This window comes from Nostocoides vanveenii, from assembly GCF_039531165.1.
In the GTDB taxonomy this organism is placed as follows: Bacteria; Actinomycetota; Actinomycetes; order Actinomycetales; family Dermatophilaceae; genus Nostocoides_A; species Nostocoides_A vanveenii.
This window is the reverse complement of the sequence record NZ_BAAAPN010000051.1, coordinates 56,837-78,258: the sequence shown is the minus strand read 5'-3', so window position 1 is coordinate 78,258 and position 21,422 is coordinate 56,837. Positions and strand designations below refer to the sequence as shown.

Here is a 21,422-nt window from a genome sequence, read left to right as displayed (position 1 = left end):
GCCCGGTGACAACACCCCCCGGATCATCGACGACAGGGGCAGTAAGTCATGCCGGACTCAGCGACCGAGATCCTCAGGTCGAGGACCCATCACGAAGGTAACGGGACAAGCAGGAGGACACGCGCCCCGTGCCGGTCGTAGGCCGCGCTCACCGCGAGCGCGGCGAGCGCCTCGATGGCCATCGCGCCGGCATACGCGATCGGGAGGGCCGAGGTGGCGATCACGTGCCGAGCGGTCAGGTGATAGCCGAGCACCCCGAAGGTGACCAGGCCGCCCGTGGTCAAGCTGGTGGCCACGGCATACGTGAAGAAGGCGCGCGGCAGGCCGACGCCGGTGGCAGCCGCGATCCACCCGCGGCCGGGCCGCGGTGGTGGGTCCGAGGGGGTGGCTGCTGCTGCGGGAGGGAGAGCCGGCGTGGTCGATGAGCCGGGTGCCGCCGCGGTCGCCGGGGTGATTGCGGGTCGGGCCGGTGCGCCGAGGTCGGGCGCCGCGCGGCGCAGGTAGGCCAGCAGGATCAGGGCGAGGGCACCGGGCACGGCGAGCACGGCGAAACCCGGCCACAACGTCCCGGCACCGGCGATGACGGCGGCGACCAGCAAGGGCCCGGCGAAGGCGCCTGTCTGATCCAGCGCCTTGTGCACCCCGAACCCGCGGTCGCGAGCGAGGCTCCCGGCGGCGTCGGCGAGGAGGGCGGATTTCGCCGGGCTGCGGATGGCCTTGCCGGTGCGTTCGAGCAGGATGAGCACGATGGCCGCCGCGAGGCCGGCGGCGCCAAGTCTCGGCGCGACGGCCAGCAGGGGTACGGCCATGCAGGTCAGGGCATAGCCGGCGATCGTCAGCTGCCAGTAGCGCGCCGTCCGGTCGGCGAGCGGGCCGAAGGCCAGGCGCAGGACGAGCGCGGCCGCTTCACCCGCCCCGGTGACCAGGCCCACAACCGCAGCACGTGCACCAAGCGCGGCCAGCGCGGGGCCGTAGACGGAGCGAGCGCCCTCGTAGACCATGTCCGCCGAGAGGCTGACGACGCCCAGGCCCCAGGCCAGCCGCCAGGGGGACGGCCGCGCCGAGGTGGGGCGTGCCGGCGCGGGTGGACTCACGGACCGGAAGCCTAAGCCGCGAGCAATCGCGTTCCGACCGGCCACGGCCGGACCATTCCGCGCGCCGGCCCCCATCCTCGGGGCGCGGGGCGTCCGCGCGAGGGCGGGGCGCGAGGGGTGGGGGCGGGCTGGCGGGTTCCGGGGCGCGAGCGGGCGGCGGGAGGCGGGCTAGCGACGGGCGACGCGCGCTCGGCAAGGGCCGACGCGCGACGGCTCGGCGTCAGGCCAGGGCCAGGCCGATGGCCAGCGGGAGGGCGAAGAGCAACTGCAGCACGCCGGTCCGGGCCAGCAGCGGGATCAACGCGCGCCCGGTGGCGCCGGAGTGCGCGAGCCGAATCTGCCGGATCGTCAGCGGCAGCGACAGGACCGGGCCGGCCAGGGCCCAGGGCGCCCGAGCGACCAGGGCCGCGACCACCCCACAGACCAGGGCGAGGGCGAGCAGGGCGGCATACAGGCTTCGCGTCCGCGCGTCACCGAGCCGGACGGCGAGGGTGCGTTTGCCGTGCAGAGTGTCGGTCGGGATGTCGCGCAGGTTGTTCGCGACGAGGATCGCGCTGGCAATCGCGCCCGCCGCGACCGCGCCGAGCACTCCGGCGCCGGTCACTCGGTGGGCCTGCGTATAGAGCGTCCCCAGGGTCGCGACCAACCCGAAGAAGACGAAGACATAGACCTCACCCAGTCCGCGATAGCCGTAGGGCCGATCGCCCCCGGTGTAGCGCCACGCCGCCAGGATCGACACGGCGCCCACGACGATCAGCCACCACACCCCGGAGAGTGCACTCAGGGCGAGCCCGGCGACCGCGGCCAGCCCGAAGCAGGCGAACGCCGCCTGCTTCACATACGCGGGCACGGCCAGGCCCTGGCCGACCAACCGCACCGGACCGACGCGCACCTGGTCGGTGCCGCGGACCCCGTCGGAGTAGTCGTTGGCGTAGTTGACCCCAACTTGCAGCAGCAGAGCGACCAGCAGGGCGAGCAGGCCCAGACCGAGGTCGGCGCGGTCGATCGCCGCAGCGGCGCCGGTGCCGACGGCGACGGGCGCGACGGCGGCGGGGAGGGTGCGGGGCCGGGCACCGGCAACCCATTCGGCGGGCGTGGCCATCTAGAGCGGCTCGATTCGTGACAGCGGGAGTCCCCGGCGAGACGCCGGCGAAGCAAGGGATCAGAGGTTGCGCAGGAAGTCGGGGTCGTCGTCCGGCCCCCTGGGGGCTCGCCGGTCCTGCGGTCCCGGCAGCGGGCGGCCTGGTAGGGCATACGCCTTCGGGCGCCCGGCGAACCACCAGCCCGCCGGCCCGGCATACGGGAAGAGCAGGATGACGAAAACCCAGACCACCTTCGGCAGCCCGCGCACGCGCTCATCCGGGGTCTGCACGCAGTCGACGAGCGTGTAGACCGCCAGGACCAGGGCGAGCAGCCCGGGAAGGAGGCGCAACATGGCCCTATTGTCCCACCTCGTCGCGACGGAATGCGCCCGCCACCGCGCGCCGGTCCGGCTTGCCCGGTCCCCGCTCCGGAATTGCGCCCACGGACGCCAGGCGGCGCGGTAGGCCGTATGCCGGCACCACCCCCCGCAGCCGCTCGCGCACCTCGGCGAGGGTGAGGGTCACGTCCCCGGCCGGCACCGCGGTCAAGGCGACCACCTCGCCCCACTCCGGGTCGGGCAGTCCGACGACGACGACCTGGGCGAACTCCGGGCAGGCCGCCAGCGCGGCATCCTCGACCAGCCGCGGGTTGACCTTCTCACCGCCGGAGTTGATGACATCGTCGCGGCGGCCGAGCACCTGCAGGCGACCGTCCGCGCCGAAGATCCCGAGGTCGCCGGTCCGGAACTGCGCGCCGCGCTCGCCCGGGCGGGAAAAGGCGGCGGCCGTGGCCTGCGGGTCGTCGAGATAGCCGGCGGCCAGCGTCGGGCCGCCGAGGCCTATCCGGCCGTCGTGATCGAGCTCGATCGTCGTCCCCGGTAGGGGTGCGCCGTCGTAGACGCAGCCGCCGGCGGTTTCGGTCATCCCATAGGTCGCGACCAGCCGGACGCCGGCCGCATCGGCGCGGGCGCGCAGCCCTTGCGGCAGCGCAGCGCCCCCGACGAGGACAGCGGCGTAGCGGCGCAGGGCGGCGGTTCCGGACGGCTCGTCGAGCAGCCGGCCGACCTGGGTCGGGACCAGCGAGACGTAGGCCTGGTCGTGCTCCAGTCGCGCGGTGGCCGCGGCGAACCTCGACGGCCGGAAGCCGGCGGCACGCTCGAGCACGACCGGCGTGGTGCCGGCCAGCAGGGAGCGGACAAGCACCTGGAGCCCGGCGATGTGATGGGCCGGGACGGCCAACAGCCACTGCCCGGGGCCGCCAAGGACGGACTGCGTTGCGGACGCGCTCGCGCGCAGGGCGGCGGCGGTGAGCAGCGCGTGCTTCGGCGGGCCCGTCGAGCCGGAGGTGGCGACGACGAGGGCCAGGTCCGCGGGCAGGGACTCGGGACGCGAGGCAGGCAGGGCGGGTGGGGCACCGGCATACGGCAGGAGCGGGGAACCGCCATCGAGGGCGGCCGCCAGGTGGGGGAGCAGAGCGAGCGGGTCGGCCGCGTCGACCGGGGTGAGCGGCGTGAGCATCCGGGTGTGTGGGGCCGGACTCAGCCGGCGAGGAAGGGCCGCACGCGATCCTTCGGGCGGCCGATGATCGCGCGGCCGTCGCGGATCAGGACGGGGCGTTGGAGCAGCCGCGGCTCGCGCAGCAACGTCGCGATCACCGCCTCCGCGTCCGCGACATCGTCGTGGTCCAGGCCGAGTTGGACGAACAGCGGGTCACGGCGAACCAGATCCTCGACCGGGTCCTCGAGGATGGCGATCAGGTCGCGCAATTCGGCCTCGGTGAGCGGGTCCTTCAGGTAGCGGCGAATCTCGACGTCGGCGCCGAGATCCTCGGCCGTCTCGAGTGCCGACCGTGAGGTCGTGCAGTTGGGGTTGTGCAGGATCGTCGTCGTGCTCACCCGGCCACCATAAGGGAGGCCGTATGACACAGTCGGCCCCATGACCGTGCGGTGGCTGTGGATCTTCCTGGACGCCCTCGAGCCGGCTCAGGAGCAGTGGGAGTTTTGGCGGGCGGTGTCCCGGTCGCGATTCTCGCCAACGCGAGGAGATCGCGACCAGTTCGCCACGCTCCTGCCCAAGGGCGGCGCTGCCTGGCTCAAGCTGCAGCAGGTGCGCAGCGGCGGTGGCCTCCATCTCGACCTCGATGTCGACGACGTCGCGGGCGCCGCGGAGTTCGCGGCCACGCTCGGGGCGGAGGTGGTGCATCGCTATCTCCAGGGCCCGGTCGTCGTCATGCGCTCGCCCGGCGGCTTCATCTTCTGCCTGACCACCTGGCACGGCGACGCGGGCCAGATCCGCGCGGGGGAGCCGGATCTGGTGGATCAGGTGACTCTCGATGTGCCTCCCGGGTCGTATGACGGCGAGGTCGCGTTCTGGTCGCGCCTGCTCGGGGTCGCGCCGGCCGTCGGGTCGCTGCCTGAGTTCACCGTGCTTCCGCGTCCGGCGCAGCTTCCGGTCCGGCTGATGCTCCAGCGTCTCGACGTGGGCGACGGGACGGTGACCGGCCACCTGGACCTTGCCTGCGCTGACCGAGCGGCGACGCTGGCGCGGCATACGGAACTTGGGGCGACGGTCGTCGCGGAGGGCGGGCGCTGGACGGTGCTCGCCGACCCGGCCGGGCAGTGCTATTGCCTCACCGACCGGGCACCGTCGACAGGCGTGCTGCCGGCCTAAGGCCCAGGGGCGTGCCTCGTGGCCAGCGTGCGCAGCCCAGCGTGGGCGGACCGGTGGCTCAGCGGGTCGATCGGCACCTCGATCACGCGCAGTCCGTCGGGAGGCGCGGCCACGAGCCGGGCAAGTTCCGCGGGGGTGTCGACGCGGGCATACGGCACGCCGTGGGCGCGGCACAGGGCCGCGAAGTCGGTGCCGGTTGGTGTGCCGAAGAGGCGTCCGAAGGGTTCGGCCAGGGCGTCAGTGCCCGGCTCGAGTAGGCGGAAGATCCCCCCACCCGCATCGTTGACGACGACGATCGTCAGATTAGGTCGGGGTTCGCCCGGGCCGATGAGCAGGGCGTTCGTGTCGTGGAGGAAGGTCAGATCCCCCACCAGCGCGTATGCCGATCCCACCGTCAGCGCCATCCCCACCGCCGTTGAGACGCAGCCGTCGATCCCCGCGAGGCCGCGGTTGGCGACCACGGTCAGGTGGGGCGGGAAGGCCCCGACGCCGAGATCGAGGTCGCGCACTGGGTTGGAGGGGCCGACGAAGAGGTGGGTCGGGGACGGCTGGGACGGGACCTGTTGGCCGGCCAGGGCACCCACGAGGGTCCGGGCGACAGCGAGGCCGGTGGGCCACGCCGGGGGTTCCGCGGCGATAGCGGCCGCGAGCCGGTCGCCCGCGGCCCGCCAGCCGGCCGCCCACGTGCGTCGGTCGTCCACGCTGGGCGTCGCGGGCCCTGCGGGCACGCGTGTCGCGAGATCCGCCCGCTTCGCGGGCGCGCGCGTCGCTGCTGGGTCTGCGAGCTCATTGGACCGGGATGTTGCGGGGGTCGAGCCCCTCTCAGGGACTGGGCCGCCGCCCGCGAGGACCGCGGCAAGCGGATAGCTCGCGCCGACAACCCCGGCGGGATCGGGCGCGACCGGGGTGTCGGTGAGCGCGTCCACGCGCAGCCCCGGCCGGCGCAGCAGGGACATGACCGGCCGCGAGAGGGTGACTCGGCCGGCGACCAGCACGCGGTCGGGGGCGTGGGCATCGAGCCACTGGGGGTCGGTGAGCAGCAGCGGCCCGTGGGGGAGGGCGGCCGGGGTCGTGAGGCCGTTGTCGTCTGCCCCCCGCCCGTGGCCTGCGTCGCCGCCGAGGACGGGATCCGGAGGTCCGTCGCCCGGCCGCGGGTCGGGCGCGCCGGGCAGCGTGGCGCCAGTTCCCGCGTGACGGCCGAAAGGCTCGGCGACGATCGGCAGCCCGCGCGCGGTCGCCCAGCGCACCACCTCGGGCCGGGTCGCCGGATCGATCAGGTCACCGATGACCAGCAGAGTGCGGACCGTGTCGTCGCGAAACTCCCCACTCCAGCGGACCTCTGCACTAGCGTCGCGAAACTCCGCACCCCTGCGGACCTCTGCGCTAGCGGCGTGGACCTCCGCGTCAGCGGCGTCGACCTGCGCGCGTCGAGAGAACACGTCCGGGCCATCGAGTGGCGAGTTGTCCGTCAGCGGCCAGGTGGCCGGGACCAGGGGCTCGCCCAAGCAGAGGTTGACGTGCACCGGCCCCGGCTGCCGGCCGTCCGGCGCGGAACTCGCGGGGGCACCCATTGCTGCCTCGACGGCCGCCGCAACGGCTGCCCCCACGTCGCGCGGGTCCGCGTCGGCGGCGAGGTCGGCCTCCCACCGCACCGCACCGGGGAAGATCCCGGGCTGAATGGTGGTCTGATTCGCCCCCGATCCACGCAACTGGGCCGGTCGGTCGGCCGAGAGCACGATCAGCGGCACCGAGCCGTGGTGCGCCTCCAGCACCGCGGGGTGCAGGTTCGCCACCGCGGTCCCGGATGTGGTGATGACGAGCGCCGGCGCCCGCGAGACCTTGGCCAGGCCGAGGGCGAGGAAGCCCGCAGACCGCTCGTCGACCCGAACGTGAAGGCGGAGGTGACCCGCGTGCTCGGCGGCCAACACGGCATACGCCAAGGGCGCGGAGCGCGATCCGGGACACAGAACCACCTCGCGCACGCCGGCTGCCACGGCCGAGTCGATCGCGGCACGGGTGAGGTCGAGCGCGGACACGGGGACGATCATGCCAGCGGCCGGCGACCCCTCCGCCTCGCCCCCGGACCGTATGCCGCCCGCACGCTGCGCTCCCGCAGCGGCACCGACGTTCGGCGCGCGTCGTCGCCTACGGCGCAGCAGTCCCGCGCACCCCGTGGTGCAGGGCCACGATGCCGCCCGACAGATTGCGCCAGCGCACCTGCGACCAGCCCGCGTCGGCGATCACCTGGGCCATTTCCCGCTGTGCGGGCCAGGCCCGGATCGACTCGGCCAGATAGACATACGAGTCCGGGTTCGAGCTCACTCGACGAGCCACGGCCGGCAGCGACCGCATCAGATATTCGGTGTAGATCCGCCGGAAGCCGGGATTCGTCGGCGCGGAGAACTCGCACAACACGAACCGCCCACCCGGCTTAGTCACCCGCGCAAACTCCCGCAGGGCCGCCGACGCGTCCGCCACATTGCGCAGCCCGAAGGACATCGTCACCGCATCGAAGGTGCCGTCCGCGAAAGGCAGGCGCATCGCATCGGCCGCGGTGAACCCCATGTCGGGCCGCCGGGCCCGCCCCACCCGCAGCATCCCGAGCGAGAAGTCGGCGGGCACGACGTGCACTCCCGCGTCGGCCCAGGCCTCCGAGCTGGTGCCGGTCCCCGCGGCGATGTCGAGCACCGTCTCGCCCGGCCGGGCCGACACCGCGTCGACGACCGCCCGCCGCCAGCGGCGGTCCTGCCCCAGCGACAGCACGTCATTGGTCAAGTCGTACTTGGCGGCGACGTCGTCGAACATCGCCGCGACCTGATTCGGATCCTTCTCCAAGGTGGCGCGGCTCATGCGCTCATCCTGCCGCATGGGTCGTAGGCTTCCGTGACGATGACCACGATGCCCACCTCGCAATCCGGCCGCCTCGTGGCCCGTACTATCGCGCTTCCCCCGGCCACCGCCGACGACCTGCTCGCCCTCCTACCGCAGGCGGCGGACCATCGTGATCTTTGCTCGTGGGTGCGCCGCAGCGAAGGCCTCGTGGGCTGGGGCCGGGTAGCTGACTTCGACGCCACCGGGACCGATCGCTTCTCCGCCGCCACCGCGTGGTGGCGGACGCTGACGGCTGGGGCGGTGGTGCGTGACGATGTCCGCCTGCCCGGGACCGGTCCGATCGCCTTCGGCGCCATGGCGTATGCCGCTGCCTCGCCGACGCGATCCACCCTCGTCGTGCCCGCGGTCGTCGTCGGCCGTCGTGGTGACGTTGCCTGGTTGACCACCGTCACCCAAGGCACCCTCCCCGCCCCCGGGACCTTGCAGCAGCCGGCCCCCGAGCCGGCGTCGCCCGGGGAAATCGCCTTCGCGGACGGCGCCAGGACCGCCGCCGAGTGGGAGTTGGCTGTCGGAGAGGCCCTCGACCGCATCGCCGGGGGCGCCGTCGACAAGGTCGTTCTCGCCCGCAGCCTCATCGCGCGCGCCGCGCGCGACATCGATCCCCGCTGGCTGCTTCGCCGGCTGGCCGCGCGCTACGAGAGTACGTGGGTATTCGCGGTCGCTGGCATGGTGGGGGCCACGCCGGAGATGCTCGTCCGCCTCGATCGCGGCCTGGCCACATCGCGGGTCTTGGCCGGGACGATTCGGCGCACCGGCGACGACGCCCACGATCTCGCCCTCGCCGGTTCGCTGGCCCGGTCCTCGAAGGATCTGGAGGAGCACGAGTACGCGGTCCGTTCGGTCGCCGACGCCCTCGGTCGCCACTGCTCCTCGATGAGCGTGCCGGAGTCGCCGTTCGTCCTGCATTTGCCCAACGTCATGCATCTCGCCACCGATGTCGCCGGGGCGGTCGACGACGGCGCCACCTCGCTGGAACTCGCCGCGTCCCTGCACCCTTCGGCCGCCGTCTGCGGAACCCCGACGGCGGCAGCAGATCGGGTCATCGCCGAGCTCGAGGGCATGGACCGCGGCCGGTATGCCGGCCCGGTGGGCTGGATGGATGTCACCGGCGATGGCGAGTGGGGGATCGCCCTGCGCAGCGGTGAACTCGACCCGGCCGACGGGCGCCAGATCACCCTGTATGCCGGGTGCGGCATCGTCGCCGGCTCGGATCCCGCCGACGAGGTCGCCGAGTCCGACGCCAAGTTCATCCCGATGAGGGACGCTCTCACCGATCGCTGACGCTCGGCGGGCGTCCGAGGCGAACGCTGTCCATGCATGACGCGCTGACAGATCCTCGCCGCGCGAAGCGGCCGGCAAGGCGCCGTCGACAAGAAGAAGTCTGATGTGGCACCCACCCGATCCCCGAGGTGCGTAGTCATAGGGGTGACGCCGGCAACGCGGCCGGCGCAGCGACATGCAGGGGTCAATAATGTTCTCTCGCGAGTCTTTTCGTGCTGTCATGGCGTCCTCCGCTGCCCTCGCCGTCACGCCGGGATCGCCGCTGGCGTGACCGCAGCGCAGGCGGACATAGCCGCTGATCTCGCTCCCGCCGCGCCCGCGGCGACCACGGCGGCTGCGGGCTCCAAGGCCGGCTATGTCGCCACCATCGAGAACGTTGTCCTCTGGCTGGTCAGCCCGACCGGCGTGAACACCCGCGTCACTGCGGCGCCGGACTCCGACCTGCACCTAGCCGATGTCTCCCGCAACGGCACCCGGTTCCTCTTCACGGCCCCGATCAATGACGAGTCCACCCGCATTGCGACCTACGACTCGCTCAAGGGTGCCTGGTCGAGCTTCACGACATCGACCGTCGACACGGACATCATTCAGGCCCGTTTCACGGCGCCGTCCGCAGCGTCGATCTGGCTGGGCCGGCAGCGACCCGACGGGCAAGCTCCCTTCACGGAGCGGCGCAGCGTGAGCGGCGCGCTCGAGCTATCGGTGCCTGGCGCCTCGAGCGTCCTTCCGGCACCCGACGGCCTGACCTTCGCGACCGATGAGGGGGGCGGCCGAATCCGGGTCAGGGCCAATGCCACGGGCGCGCTGGTCCGCACCCTGCCCGCGGTGACCGGTCGCCGGTGCACGCCGCTGCCCAACTGGGACGCCGCGCGTCTGACGGCGATCTGCTGGAACGACGCGGCCATGCGTATGGACGTCTACCGGTTCGCGTGGGCGGGCGGGGCGCCGAGCGCGCTCACCCGGGCAAACGCGCCCTTCGGCTTCGACGGCGCGTGGCGCCCGAGCAAAGGCATCGTCGCGAGTGACGCGGTGCAGGGCACCGGCGACGGCATCGGCTTCGCCCCGCGCCCCGGCAGCTACACCCCGATCAAGGCCTCCTTTGCGACCTGGGGGATGGCCCACGTACAGACCGCGATCGGCTCCAAGGTGTATGTCATGGGCACCCCTTCCCCCGATCCGACCCTGAGCGCGATGTATGCCTATGACCTCGGCACCGGCAAGACCCTCCTCCTGGGCAGCAACGCCTCGGTCGTCGTCGACCCACTCCGGTAGTCCGGTGGCCCCCCGCAGACACGACCGAGGCGCTTAGGTAAGCCTTACTTCCACCGTCGGGGGAGCCCTCGCCTAGACTCGGGCAGTTCGTGAAACCATTCACAAGCTCGGCGAGGGAACCCCATGACGCAGCCTGGTGATCAGGCCGATGTGGTCGTCGTCGGCGCAGGCCCGGGAGGCAGCGCTACGGCGGCCTATCTCGCCCAACACGGACTCGACGTGGTGCTTTTGGAGAAGGCCGCGTTCCCGCGCGACAAGATCTGCGGCGACGGCCTGACCCCGCGCGCAGTCAAGGAGTTGATCTCCCTCGGCGTCGACACCACCGGCTGGCAGCGCACCAAGGGCCTGCGGATCAAGGGCGGCGGCCACACGCTGACCCTCGACTGGCCCACGACCCGCAGCTTCCCCGACTACGGCATGGTCCGCACGCGTGGCCAACTCGACGAGACGCTCGCGCGCCACGCCGAGCACCGCGGCGCCCGCCTCCTCGAGCGCACCAGCGTCACCGCCCCGCTGCGTGACGAGCGCACCGGCCGGGTTGTCGGGGTCAGCGCCAAGCGCCTCGACGAGCGCGGTCGCGCCACGGGCGAGACGTATGCCGTTCGCGCCCCCGTCGTCGTCGCCTCCGACGGCGTCTCCTCCCGGCTGGCCACCGCGGCCGGACGCGAGAAGCGCGAGGACCGCGTCATGGGGGTGGCGGTCCGCGCCTACTACAAGACCCCCAAGCAGGACGACTATCTCGAGTCGCACCTGGAGTTGTGGACGCGTCGTGACGACGGCACCCGCATGCTGATGCCCGGCTATGGCTGGCTCTTCCCGCTTGAGGACGGCCGCACCAACGTCGGGCTGGGCATCCTGGATACCTCCAGCGCCTTCGGTCACACCGATTACAAGGACGTCATGCGGCGTTGGGTCGAGGACATCGATGCCGACTGGCACCTGACCCATGACGAGGCGGCCGGCCCGATCCGCGGGGCTGCTCTGCCGATGGGCTTCAACCGCACCCCGCTGTATGCCGATGGCCTCCTTCTCGTCGGCGACGCCGGGGGGATGGTCAACCCCTTCAACGGCGAGGGCATCGACTACGCCCTCGAAGCCGCCCGGGTGGGCTCGGAGTTGATCGCTCAAGCCCTGGCTCGAGGCAGCGACGCGGACCGGGAGCGGGTTCTCGCGGCCTACCCGGGGGTGATGAAGCACGAACTCGGCGGCTACTTCACCCTCGGCCGCTGGTTCGCCCGTGCCATCGGCAATCCCGAGGTCATGCGGCTCGCCACGAAATACGGTCTCCCGCGGACCACGCTGATGCGTTTTCTCCTGAAATTGATGGCGAATCTGCCCGACAAGGGTGGTTCCAGTCCCAGCGACCGGATCGTCAATGCCCTGTCGCGTTTGGCTCCCGACGCATGAACGTCGAGTCGTCCGCCGCGCTGTCGGCCCGCCCCCCTAGGATGACGGAGGAATCGGTCGTGACGTGCACCACAACGAACGAAAGGGGAGTTGATCGGTCATGAGCAACCCCTATGTGCCGCTGCTGTTCTTCCTGCTCATCGGTGGTGGCTTCGCCGTCTTCTCGGTCGGGATCGCGCCGCTGACCGGCCCGCGCCGCTACAACCGCGCCAAGCTCGATGCGTATGAGTGCGGCATCGAGCCGAGCCCGCAGGCCAGCGGTGGTGGCCGGGTGCCGATCAAGTACTTCCTGATCGCCATGCTCTTCGTCATCTTCGACGTCGAGGCGCTCTTCCTCTATCCGTTCGCCGTCGCCTTCGGCCAACTCGGCCTGTTCGCGCTGTTGGCGATGGTGCTTTTCCTCCTCAACGCCTTCTTCATCGCCGACGCCTATGTGTGGCGCCGCGGCGGCCTCGACTGGGACTGACGGGACAACCATGGGAATCGAAGAGAAACTCCCCGCGGGTTTCCTGCTGACGACGGTCGAGCAGGTCGCCGGGTATATGCGCAAGAGCTCGGTCTGGCCGGCGACCTTCGGCCTGGCCTGCTGTGCGATCGAGATGATGGCGGTCGGCACTCCGGACTACGACATCGCCCGCTTCGGCATGGAGCGCTTCTCGGCTACCCCCCGCCAGGCCGACCTGATGATCGTCGCCGGGCGGGTCAGCCAGAAGATGGCGCCCGTCGTCCGGCAGGTCTACGACCAGATGCCCGAGCCCAAATGGGTCATCTCGATGGGTGTCTGCGCCAGCTCGGGCGGGATGTTCAACAACTACGCGATCGTCCAGGGCGTCGACCACATCATCCCGGTCGACGTCTACCTGCCCGGGTGCCCGCCGCGGCCGCAGATGCTGCTCAACGCGATCTTGACCCTGCACAACCAGATCCAGAACTCCAAGCTCGGCGTCAACAAGGTCGCCGCCGCCCGCGCCGCCGAGGCGGCCGCGCTGAGCGCCACGCCGACGCATCTGATGGCGCCGACCCACGACCACGGTGAACTCGCCGGACGGAGCCTGCTGGCATGACCGAAACCACGCCCCCCGCCGTCGACCCGCACGCCGCCGCGCAGGACAACCTGCCGGCCGCGCCCGGCACGACGCCCGAGCCGGTCGAGGTCGGCGAGCGCCGCGGCATGTTTGGAGCGCGCGACACCGGCGACACCACCGGGTATGGCGGCCTGCGCGCCCCCATCCTGTTCCCGGGCGCCGCGGTGCGTCCCTATGGCGGCGACTTCGACGCCCTCGCCGACGCGGTCGAGGGTGCCATCGAGCCCGGCATGATCGAGCGTGTCGTCATCGACCGCGGCGAGATGACCCTCGTCGTGCCTCGCGAGCACCTGCCGGCCGTCGCCCGCGCCTTGCGTGACGACCCCGCGCTGCGCTTCGAGATGTGCCTGTCGGTCTCCGGTGTCCACTACCTCGCGGAGACGGGCAAGGAACTCCACGTCGTCTACCACCTGCTCTCCATCACCAATGGTGGTCGTCGGCTGCGCCTGGAGGTCACCGCACCCGACAGTGACCCGCACATTCCTAGCGTCGTGCCCACCTACCCCGCCGCGGACTGGCATGAGCGCGAGACCTGGGACATGTTCGGCATCATCTTCGACGGCCATCCCGCCCTGACAAGGGTTCTCATGCCCGACGACTGGCCGGGGCACCCCCAGCGCAAGGACTACCCGCTTGGCGGGATCCCAGTGGAATACAAGGGCGGGACCGTGCCGCCGCCCGACCAGCGGAGGGCCTACAACTGATGAGCGACAGCACTGTGTTCACCGCGGCCGACCCGGATGAGGTCCACCGCATCGACGATCTCGATGAGAATGTCGATATTTACGCGGCGTCGGGTGCCCAGTCCGACGGCCGGGTCTTCAACGCCGTCGGCGGCGACTGGGAAGACATCGTCGGCGAGGTGGGCTCGCGTCCCGAGGAACGCATCGTCGTCAACATGGGTCCGCAGCACCCGTCCACTCATGGCGTGCTCCGCCTCATCCTCGAACTCGAGGGCGAGACCGTCACCGAGGCACGCGCGGGCATCGGCTACCTGCACACGGGTATCGAGAAGAACATGGAGTTCCGCACCTGGACCCAGGGCGTGACTTTCTGCACGCGCATGGACTACGTCATGCCGCTGCACACCGAGACCGCCTACTGCCTGGCCGTCGAGAAGCTGCTCGGCATCACCGACCAGATCCCCGAGCGGGCCAGCGCGATCCGCGTGCTGATGATGGAACTCAACCGGATCACCAGCCACCTGGTCTGTATGGGCACCGGCGGCATGGAGATGGGCGCGACCACGGTCATGACCATCGGCTTCCGCGAGCGCGAGCGCATCCTGTCGGTCTTCGAGATGATCTCCGGTCTGCGGATGAACCACGCCTACATCCGGCCCGGCGGTGTCGCCCAGGACCTCCCGGCCGGTGCGCTGCAGGCCATCCGTGACCTGATCCCCGAGGTCCGCAAGGGCATCCACGAGCTCGAGTTGCTGATGCTCGAGAACCCCATCCTCAAGGGCCGCATGGTCGGCGTCGGTTCCCTCGACCTGACCGGCTGCATGGCTTTGGGCATCACCGGGCCGATGCTCCGCTCCGCGGGCCTGCCGCACGACCTGCGCAAGTCCGCGCCCTACTGCGGCTACGAGAAGTACGACTTCGACATTCCCGTGCGCCACGGCGCCGACGCCTACGACCGCCTGTGCGTGCGCATCGACGAGATGTATCAGTCGCTGCGGATCGTGGAGCAGGTCTGCGATGAGTTGCAGAACAACCCCGGCCCGGTGATGGTCGAGGACAAGAAGATCGCCTGGCCGGCCCAGTTGGCCGTCGGCCCCGACGGCATGGGTAACAGCCTGGCGCACATCAAGGAGATCATGGGCACCTCGATGGAGTCCCTGATCCACCACTTCAAACTGGTCACCGAGGGTTTCCGGGTCCCCCCGGGCCAGGCCTATGCCGCGGTCGAGTCGGCCAAGGGTGAGCTCGGCTGCCACGCCGTCTCCGATGGCGGCACCCGCCCCTATCGGGTGCACTTCCGCGAGCCCAGCTTCAACAACCTGCAGGCCGTGTCGGCGATGTGTGAGGGCGCTCAGGTCGCCGATGTCATCGTCGCGGTGGCCTCGATCGACCCAGTTATGGGAGGCGTGGACCGATGACAAGGACTTCTCGCGGTTGGGCTTTAGGAGGCGTCGACCGCTGATGGAGCACTACGGAGAACAGACCGCGTCCGGTCACCTGCACGTCCCGGCGGCGAGCAAAGTGCCGTATGCCGATGACGTGCTCGCGGGCCTGCACACCGACGCGCAGGCCGTCATCGCGCGCTACCCCAACGCCCGCTCGGCCCTGCTGCCGCTGCTCCACCTGGTCCAGAGCGTCGACGGCTATATCACCGGCCGTGGCATCACCTTCTGCGCCGACGTCCTCGGCCTGACCGAGGCCGAGGTCAGCGGCGTCGCGACCTTCTACACCCAGTACAAGCGCCACCCCAATGGCGAGTACACCGTCGGCGTCTGCACCAACACCTTGTGCGCGATCATGGGCGGCGACCAGATTTGGGATGCCGTCAGCGAGCACCTCGACCTCGGGCATGACGAGACCACCGGCGACGGCAAAATCACCCTGGAGCGGGTGGAGTGCAATGCCGCCTGCGATTTCGCCCCCGTCGTGATGGTCAACTGGGAGTTCTACGACAACCAGACCCCAGAGTCGACGATCGCCCTGGTCGACGACCTGCGCGCGGGCGCGCCCGTCCGGCCGACCCGCGGCCCGAATCGCCAGTGCACCTTCAAGGAGATGTCGCGCGTGCTTGCCGGCTTCCCCGACGGACATGCCGACGAGGGCGTGGGCGCCGGCCCCGCGACCCTGGAGGGGCTGCGCGTAGCGCACGAACACCACTGGACCGCGCCGCCGTCCTCTTTTTCCGGTCCCGAGGCTGACCACGCCGACCTCGCCGCGGACGCTCGTGACGAGCGCGCCGTCGTGCGCGAGGTGGCCGTCGAATCCCTCGAAGGCGCCCGGCAGGCCACCGACACCACGCAGGCAGGGGAGTGAGATGACGACGCTGACCCCGATCCTCTCGAAGTTCTGGGACCACCCCCAAAGCTGGACCCTCGAGACCTACGAAGCCAATGACGGCTACAAAGCCCTCAAGAAGGCCTTCGGGATGGAGCCGTCCGCCCTGGTCGGGATGGCCAAGGACTCCGGCCTGCGTGGCCGTGGCGGAGCCGGCTTCCCCACCGGCATGAAGTGGTCCTTCCTGCCCCCGCCGGACGGCGGCCCGCGCTATCTCGTCGTCAACGCCGACGAGTCCGAGCCGGGCACGTGCAAGGACATCCCCTTGATGATGGCCGCCCCCCACTTCCTCATCGAAGGGGTCGCGATCACCTCGTTCGCGATCGGGTGCCATCACGCCTTCATCTACCTGCGCGGCGAGGTCGTGCACGTCTACCGCCGCCTGATGCGTGCGGTCGAAGAGGCGTATGCCGCGGGCCACCTCGGCAAGAACATCCACGGCTCGGGCTTCGACCTCGACGTGACCGTGCACGCCGGTGCCGGCGCCTACATCTGTGGCGAAGAAACCGCGCTGCTCGACTCCCTGGAGGGTCGCCGCGGCCAGCCGCGCAGCAAGCCGCCATTCCCGGCCGTCGCCGGCCTCTATGCCCGGCCGACGGTCGTCAACAATGTCGAGTCCATCGCCTCCGTGCCGCCGATCCTGCTGCACGGCGCCGACTGGTTCGCGGGGATGGGCGCCGAGGGTTCGAAGGGCTTCGGCATCTTCTCCCTCTCCGGCCACGTCACCCGCCCCGGCCAGTACGAAGCCCCGCTCGGTATCACCCTGCGCGAGCTGCTCGACATGGCCGGCGGCATGCGCGACGGCAAGCAGTTGAAGTTCTGGACCCCTGGCGGGTCCAGCACGCCGCTGTTCACCGCCGAGCACCTCGATATCCCGCTCGATTTCGACTCGGTCGCCAAGGCCGGCTCGATGCTCGGCACCCGAGCCCTGCAGATCTTCGACGAGACCACCTGCGTGGTGCGGGCGGTCGATCGGTGGACCGACTTCTACAAGCACGAGTCCTGCGGCAAGTGCACCCCATGCCGCGAAGGCACCTGGTGGCTCAAGCAGATCACCGGACGCCTAGAGCACGGCCAGGGCACCGAGGAAGACCTGGAGAAGCGGCTCGACATCTGCGACAACATCCTCGGGCGCAGCTTCTGCGCGCTCGGTGACGGCGCCACCTCGCCGGTGACCAGCAGCATCCAGTATTTCCGCGACGAATACCTCGATCACCTGCGTCATGGCGGCTGTCCGTTCGATCGGGACGCCTCGTCCCTCTTTGCCAAGGAGAAGGCCTCCGTATGAGCGTCATCCCCGACAAGCCGGTGGCCACCGATCTGGTCAACCTGACCATCGACGGCATCCCGGTCTCGGTGCCCAAGGGCACCTTGATCATCCGCGCCGCGGAGCAGGCCGGCATCGAGATCCCGCGCTTTTGCGACCACCCCTCACTGGAGCCGATGGGCGCCTGCCGGCAATGCCTGGTCGAGGTCGCCATGCCCGGCCCGCCCGGCCCGGACGGCAAGCCCGGCGCGCCCCGTCAGATGCAGGGCCCGCCCGGGCGCATGAAGCCCCAGGCCTCCTGCGTGATGACCGTGGCCGAAGGCATGGAGGTCAGGACCCAATACACCTCGCCCGGTGCCGACAAGGCCCAGCGCGGTGTCATGGAGTTGCTCCTGATCAACCACCCGCTCGACTGCCCGGTCTGCGACAAAGGCGGCGAATGCCCGCTGCAGAACCAAGCGATGAGCGCCGGCCGCGCCGTTTCGCGCTTCGAGGATTCCAAGCGCACCTATGCCAAGCCGATCAATATCTCCAGCCAGGTCCTGCTCGATCGCGAACGCTGCGTCCTGTGCGCCCGCTGCACCCGCTTTTCCGACCAGATCGCCGGCGACCCCTTCATCGCCCTGGTCGAGCGAGGTGCCCTGCAGCAGGTCGGCATCTACGAAGAGCACCCCTTCGAGAGCTATTTCTCGGGCAACACCGTGCAGATCTGCCCGGTCGGTGCCCTGACCGGCGCGGCCTACCGCTTCCGGTCGCGGCCTTTCGACCTGGTCTCGACTCCCGGTGCCTGCGAGCACTGCGCGAGCGGCTGCGCCATCCGCACCGACCACCGTCGCGGCACCGTCCTGCGCCGGATGGCGATCAACGACCCGGCCGTCAACGACGAGTGGAACTGCGACAAGGGCCGCTGGGCCTTCACGGCACCCACCGTCGGTGACCGGTTCGGCTTCCCGATGGTCCGCGGTGCCGACGGTGAACTCGAGGTCACATCCTGGCCCGAGGCGCTCGCGGCCGCGGCGGCTGGCCTGCGCGGACGCACTGCGGGCGTGCTGACCGGTGGCCGCGTCAGCGTTGAGGACGCCTACGCCTACGGCAAGTTCGCCCGTATGGTGCTCGCCACCAATGCGATCGACTTCCGGTCGCGCCCCCACAGTCGCGAAGAAGCCCGCTTCCTCGCCGCGCATGTGGTCGCCACCGGTCCCGAGAGTGGCGCGGCCACCTACGCGGCCATCGAGAAGGCACCCAGCGTCCTGCTCGCCGGCTTCGAGCCGGAGGAGGAGAGCCCGATTCTCTTCCTGCGCCTGCGCAAGGCCTTCCGCAAGAACAAGACGCGCGTCAGTTCGCTGGCTCCCTTCGCCACCCGCGGGCTGGCCAAGGTGGGCGGCACCCTGATCCCAGCCGCTCCGGGCACCGAGACCGAGTTGCTCGCCTCCGATGTGGCCGCCGATGCCCTCGCCGGCGAGGGCAGCATCCTGTTCGTCGGCGAGCGACTGGCGACCGTTCCCGGTGCCCTGGCCGCCGCCCTCGCCCTGGCCGACCGTACCGGCGCCACGCTGGCCTGGGTGCCGCGGCGCGCAGGGGAGCGAGGCGCCCTCGAAGCCGGCGCCCTCGGGACCTTGCTGCCCGGTGGCCGCTCGCTCGACAACATCACCGCGCGCGACGAAGTCGCCCGCGCGTGGGGGATGTCGGGCCTACCCACCGACCTCGGCCACGACAGCGCCGGCATCGTCGCCAATGCGGCGAGCGGCAAGATCGCGGCGCTGGTCGTCGGCGGCGTCGACCTCGACGACCTGGCCGACCCGCACGCGCACGACGCCCTGCGCGTAGCCTTCGTCGTCTCCCTCGACTACCGGCCGTCCAGCGCCACGGCATACGCCGATGTGATCCTGCCGATCGCGCCGCACGCCGAGAAGGCGGGCAGCTTCGTGGACTGGGAGGGCCGCGTGCGGACCTTTGAGGCAGCCCTGGAGACCAACGCGCTCAGCGACTACCGAGTGCTGGACCTGCTCGCCGCCGAACTCGACCACTTCCTCGGGGCGCGCAGCCTCGGGCAGGTCCGGGCCGAGATGAGCGGGCTGGGTGCGTGGAGCGGCCCGCGGGCCGTGCGCCCGCAGGCCGCGCGAGCCGAAGTCCCGACCACCTCCCGTGGACAGTTCGTGCTCGCCAGTTGGCACCACCTGCTGGACAAGGGCAGCCTCCAGGACGGCGAGCCCTTCCTGGCCGGCACTGCCCCGGCAGCGGTGGCCCGGCTCTCGCCGGCGGGCGCCGCCGGACTGGGCGTCATCGACGGTGACGTGGTCACCGTGACTGGCGCCCACGGCAGCATCAGCCTCCCGGTCGCCATCACCGAGATGGTCGACAATGTCGTCTGGCTGCCCACCAACTCCACCGGGTCGCGGGTCGCCACCCTCGGCACCGGCACCGGCCAACTCGTGACCGTGACACCCGGAGGTGCCTCGTGATCCTGCTGCATGCGCTCGCTGCCGCGACGGATCCCACGCTCCCGCGCGACAACCCGATCACCGATTTCAGCGACACCCCGTGGTGGCTCTCGCTGGTCAAGGCGCTCCTTCTCTTCGTCTTCCTGCTGCTCAACACCCTGATCGTGATCTGGTTCGAGCGGCGGGTCATCGGACGGATGCAGCAGCGTCCTGGCCCTAACCGCACCGGTCCCTTCGGCCTGCTGCAGACGCTCGCGGACGGTGTGAAGCTGGCGCTGAAGGAGGACCTGACCCCCAAGAACGCCGACAAGCTGATCTTCATCCTGGCCCCGGCCTTCTTCGGTGCCCTGGCATTCGTCTCGTTCGCGATCATCCCGCTCGGGCCGACGGTCTCGATGTTCGGGCACCAGACCCCGCTGCAGTTGACTGACCTGCCCGTCGCCGTCCTGCTGGTCCTCGCGGTCGCGGGCGTCGGCGCCTATGGCGTCGTCCTGGCCGGCTGGTCCTCCGGGTCGACCTATCCGCTGCTCGGTGGTCTGCGATCGACGGCGCAGATCATCTCCTACGAAATCGCCATGGGTCTGGCGCTCGTCGCCGTCTTCCTCTACTCCGGGTCGATGTCGACCTCGCAGATCGTCGAGAGCCAGAAGGACCTGTGGCACATCGTGCCGCTGATCATCTCCTTCGTCATCTATGTGATCACCATGGTCGGCGAGACCAACCGGTTGCCCTTCGACCTCGCCGAGGGCGAGGGCGAGTTGACCGGTGGCTTTCACACCGAATACTCCTCGCTGAAGTTCGCGATGTTCTTCCTGGGCGAGTACGTCAACATGTTCACCGTCTCCGCGCTGGCGACCACTTGCTTCCTGGGCGGTTGGCAGGCGCCTCCCGGCATCGCCGCCATTAACGACGGCATGTTCAACCACGGCTGGTGGGGGCTGCTCTGGTTCTTCCTGAAGATCTGGGCCTTCATGTTCTTCTTCGTCTGGCTGCGCGGCTCCCTCCCGCGCACGCGCTACGACCAGTTCATGCGCTTCGGCTGGAAGTTCCTCATCCCCGGCACCCTTGTTTGGGTCATCGCCGTCGCCTTCCTCAAGGCTGCCGACAACGGCTACCTCGGCGAGAAGACGGTCTCCTTCCTCGGTGCCGATCGGCGCCTGGCCTCGCTGATCGTCATCGGCGTGCTCGCGCTCCTCGTCCTCGCGGCCACCTGGATCTGGGAGGGCAAGGCGAGCGCCCGGGCCGAAGCCGCGAAGCCGGTTATCCCCGATGTCATCGACCCGTATGCCGGCGGCTATCCCGTGCCGCCCCTCCCGGGCCAGCGCCTCGCCGGTTCCGAGTCCACGAACACGAAGGCAGTGATCCATGGCTGAGAAGGACAAGGGCGGATTCTTCTCCGAAATGTTCGCTCCCGTCGGGGGCTTCGGAGTCACCTTCGCGACGATGTTTCGCAAGGTCAAGACCGAGGAGTATCCCGAGGTCAAGCGGCCCACCCAGCCGCGCTTTCATGGCCGGCACCAGCTCAACCGGCACCCGGACGGGCTGGAGAAGTGTGTCGGCTGCGAGCTGTGCGCCTGGGCCTGCCCGGCCGACGCGATCATGGTCGAGGGCGCCAACAATGACGACACTCCGGGCGGCACCGGCCGCTTCTCGCCGGGGGAGCGGTATGGACGCATCTACCAGATCAACTACCTGCGCTGCATCTTCTGCGGACTGTGCATCGAGGCGTGCCCGACCAGGGCGCTGACCATGACGAACTTCTACGAGCTCGCCGACGACAGCCGCGCCGACCTGATCTTCACCAAGGAGCAGCTGCTCGCGCCGCTCCAGCCCGGCATGCACGCGCCGCCCCACCCGATGGCGCAGGGCATGGAGGAGCGCGACTACTACCAAGGAAAGGTCGATGGTGGGACG

19 protein-coding genes and 1 pseudogene are annotated in these 21,422 nt (G+C 70.5%); 13 read left to right on the top strand and 7 right to left on the bottom strand.

What is annotated here, in order from left to right; genetic code table 11:
* Window positions 1-89 precede the first annotated feature (89 nt).
* The 5 genes from ABD209_RS11455 to ABD209_RS11435 all read right to left on the bottom strand — a co-directional run bounded on the left by ABD209_RS11455 (window position 90) and on the right by ABD209_RS11435 (window position 4,071).
* Complete coding sequence (locus ABD209_RS11455; RefSeq protein ID WP_344066278.1) at window positions 90-1,094, bottom strand: MFS transporter; 1,005 nt, start codon at window positions 1,092-1,094, stop codon at window positions 90-92.
* Window positions 1,095-1,314: 220 nt separating this feature from the next.
* Window positions 1,315-2,196 (bottom strand): 1,4-dihydroxy-2-naphthoate polyprenyltransferase, encoded by an 882-nt coding sequence (locus ABD209_RS11450; protein ID WP_344066275.1) that lies wholly within the window; start codon window positions 2,194-2,196, stop codon window positions 1,315-1,317.
* A gap of 60 nt (window positions 2,197-2,256) precedes the next feature.
* Window positions 2,257-2,529, bottom strand: a complete 273-nt coding sequence (locus ABD209_RS11445) for a PLD nuclease N-terminal domain-containing protein (protein ID WP_324388344.1) — start codon at window positions 2,527-2,529, stop codon at window positions 2,257-2,259.
* Between the two features lie 4 nt (window positions 2,530-2,533).
* Window positions 2,534-3,694, bottom strand: coding sequence for an o-succinylbenzoate--CoA ligase (menE, locus tag ABD209_RS11440; protein WP_344066272.1), 1,161 nt, complete (start codon window positions 3,692-3,694; stop codon window positions 2,534-2,536).
* A 20-nt stretch (window positions 3,695-3,714) separates the two neighbouring features.
* Window positions 3,715-4,071, bottom strand: coding sequence for an ArsC/Spx/MgsR family protein (locus ABD209_RS11435; protein WP_344066270.1), 357 nt, complete (start codon window positions 4,069-4,071; stop codon window positions 3,715-3,717).
* Window positions 4,072-4,111: 40 nt separating this feature from the next.
* On the opposite strand from ABD209_RS11435, the gene ABD209_RS11430 reads away from it, so the two are divergent.
* The gene (locus ABD209_RS11430; protein WP_344066267.1) at window positions 4,112-4,846 is read left to right on the top strand and encodes a VOC family protein; all 735 of its coding nucleotides are present in this window, start codon (window positions 4,112-4,114) and stop codon (window positions 4,844-4,846) included.
* Here ABD209_RS11430 and menD read toward each other — a convergent pair.
* Both menD and ABD209_RS11420 read right to left on the bottom strand, forming a co-directional pair.
* The gene (gene menD / locus ABD209_RS11425; RefSeq protein ID WP_344066264.1) at window positions 4,843-6,882 is read right to left on the bottom strand and encodes a 2-succinyl-5-enolpyruvyl-6-hydroxy-3-cyclohexene-1-carboxylate synthase; all 2,040 of its coding nucleotides are present in this window, start codon (window positions 6,880-6,882) and stop codon (window positions 4,843-4,845) included. The two genes, ABD209_RS11430 and menD, sit on opposite strands and share 4 nt — an antisense overlap.
* A gap of 109 nt (window positions 6,883-6,991) precedes the next feature.
* Window positions 6,992-7,696 (bottom strand): demethylmenaquinone methyltransferase, encoded by a 705-nt coding sequence (locus tag ABD209_RS11420; RefSeq protein ID WP_344066261.1) that lies wholly within the window; start codon window positions 7,694-7,696, stop codon window positions 6,992-6,994.
* Window positions 7,697-7,735: 39 nt separating this feature from the next.
* Here ABD209_RS11420 and ABD209_RS11415 point away from each other — a divergent pair, with 39 nt between their 5' ends.
* The 12 genes and pseudogenes from ABD209_RS11415 to nuoI all read left to right on the top strand — a co-directional run.
* Window positions 7,736-9,019: an isochorismate synthase gene (locus tag ABD209_RS11415; protein ID WP_344066258.1), complete on the top strand. Its 1,284-nt coding sequence runs from the start codon at window positions 7,736-7,738 to the stop codon at window positions 9,017-9,019.
* A 267-nt stretch (window positions 9,020-9,286) separates the two neighbouring features.
* A complete protein-coding gene (locus tag ABD209_RS11410) occupies window positions 9,287-10,291 on the top strand; it encodes a hypothetical protein (protein WP_344066256.1) in 1,005 nt (334 codons plus the stop codon).
* A gap of 123 nt (window positions 10,292-10,414) precedes the next feature.
* Window positions 10,415-11,698 carry an NAD(P)/FAD-dependent oxidoreductase gene (locus ABD209_RS11405; RefSeq protein WP_344066252.1) on the top strand — a complete coding sequence of 428 codons (1,284 nt, stop codon included), beginning with the start codon at window positions 10,415-10,417 and terminating at the stop codon, window positions 11,696-11,698.
* 100 nt (window positions 11,699-11,798) lie between these two features.
* On the top strand, window positions 11,799-12,164 hold the full coding sequence (locus ABD209_RS11400) for an NADH-quinone oxidoreductase subunit A (protein WP_344066249.1): 366 nt from the start codon (window positions 11,799-11,801) through the stop codon (window positions 12,162-12,164).
* Window positions 12,165-12,174: 10 nt separating this feature from the next.
* On the top strand, window positions 12,175-12,762 hold the full coding sequence (locus ABD209_RS11395; protein ID WP_344066246.1) for a NuoB/complex I 20 kDa subunit family protein: 588 nt from the start codon (window positions 12,175-12,177) through the stop codon (window positions 12,760-12,762).
* Entirely contained in the window at window positions 12,759-13,487 is a 729-nt protein-coding gene (locus tag ABD209_RS11390; protein ID WP_344066243.1) for an NADH-quinone oxidoreductase subunit C, read from the top strand. The genes ABD209_RS11395 and ABD209_RS11390 overlap by 4 nt, the downstream gene beginning before the upstream one ends.
* On the top strand, window positions 13,487-14,884 hold the full coding sequence (locus ABD209_RS11385; protein WP_344066240.1) for an NADH-quinone oxidoreductase subunit D: 1,398 nt from the start codon (window positions 13,487-13,489) through the stop codon (window positions 14,882-14,884). Before ABD209_RS11390 ends, ABD209_RS11385 begins: the two co-directional genes overlap by 1 nt.
* Before the next feature lie 43 nt (window positions 14,885-14,927).
* Window positions 14,928-15,779 carry an NADH-quinone oxidoreductase subunit NuoE gene (gene nuoE / locus ABD209_RS11380; protein WP_344066237.1) on the top strand — a complete coding sequence of 284 codons (852 nt, stop codon included), beginning with the start codon at window positions 14,928-14,930 and terminating at the stop codon, window positions 15,777-15,779.
* Between the two features lies 1 nt (window position 15,780).
* Complete coding sequence (nuoF, locus tag ABD209_RS11375) at window positions 15,781-17,088, top strand: NADH-quinone oxidoreductase subunit NuoF (protein ID WP_344066234.1); 1,308 nt, start codon at window positions 15,781-15,783, stop codon at window positions 17,086-17,088.
* Window positions 17,085-19,529, top strand: a complete 2,445-nt coding sequence (locus ABD209_RS11370; RefSeq protein WP_344066231.1) for an NADH-quinone oxidoreductase subunit G — start codon at window positions 17,085-17,087, stop codon at window positions 19,527-19,529. The genes nuoF and ABD209_RS11370 overlap by 4 nt, the downstream gene beginning before the upstream one ends.
* Window positions 19,526-20,881: an NADH-quinone oxidoreductase subunit NuoH gene (nuoH, locus tag ABD209_RS11365; protein WP_425564660.1), complete on the top strand. Its 1,356-nt coding sequence runs from the start codon at window positions 19,526-19,528 to the stop codon at window positions 20,879-20,881. The genes ABD209_RS11370 and nuoH overlap by 4 nt, the downstream gene beginning before the upstream one ends.
* Window positions 20,874-21,422, top strand: a pseudogene (gene nuoI / locus ABD209_RS11360) (NADH-quinone oxidoreductase subunit NuoI); the annotation flags it as partial. The gene nuoH and the pseudogene nuoI, both read left to right, overlap by 8 nt.

Bases quoted from the DNA above. Each gene is read 5' to 3' on its own strand.
- ABD209_RS11420 (WP_344066261.1), bottom strand. From the start codon at position 7,696: ATGAGCCGCGCCACCTTGGAGAAGGATCCGAATCAGGTCGCGGCGATG.
- nuoE (WP_344066237.1), top strand. From the start codon at position 14,928: ATGGAGCACTACGGAGAACAGACCGCGTCCGGTCACCTGCACGTCCCG.
- ABD209_RS11395 (WP_344066246.1), top strand. From the start codon at position 12,175: ATGGGAATCGAAGAGAAACTCCCCGCGGGTTTCCTGCTGACGACGGTC.
- ABD209_RS11450 (WP_344066275.1), bottom strand. From the start codon at position 2,196: ATGGCCACGCCCGCCGAATGGGTTGCCGGTGCCCGGCCCCGCACCCTC.
- ABD209_RS11390 (WP_344066243.1), top strand. From the start codon at position 12,759: ATGACCGAAACCACGCCCCCCGCCGTCGACCCGCACGCCGCCGCGCAG.
- ABD209_RS11400 (WP_344066249.1), top strand. From the start codon at position 11,799: ATGAGCAACCCCTATGTGCCGCTGCTGTTCTTCCTGCTCATCGGTGGT.
- ABD209_RS11370 (WP_344066231.1), top strand. From the start codon at position 17,085: ATGAGCGTCATCCCCGACAAGCCGGTGGCCACCGATCTGGTCAACCTG.
- ABD209_RS11405 (WP_344066252.1), top strand. From the start codon at position 10,415: ATGACGCAGCCTGGTGATCAGGCCGATGTGGTCGTCGTCGGCGCAGGC.
- ABD209_RS11430 (WP_344066267.1), top strand. From the start codon at position 4,112: ATGACCGTGCGGTGGCTGTGGATCTTCCTGGACGCCCTCGAGCCGGCT.
- ABD209_RS11415 (WP_344066258.1), top strand. From the start codon at position 7,736: ATGACCACGATGCCCACCTCGCAATCCGGCCGCCTCGTGGCCCGTACT.
- nuoF (WP_344066234.1), top strand. From the start codon at position 15,781: ATGACGACGCTGACCCCGATCCTCTCGAAGTTCTGGGACCACCCCCAA.
- ABD209_RS11445 (WP_324388344.1), bottom strand. From the start codon at position 2,529: ATGTTGCGCCTCCTTCCCGGGCTGCTCGCCCTGGTCCTGGCGGTCTAC.
- menE (WP_344066272.1), bottom strand. From the start codon at position 3,694: ATGCTCACGCCGCTCACCCCGGTCGACGCGGCCGACCCGCTCGCTCTG.
- ABD209_RS11385 (WP_344066240.1), top strand. From the start codon at position 13,487: ATGAGCGACAGCACTGTGTTCACCGCGGCCGACCCGGATGAGGTCCAC.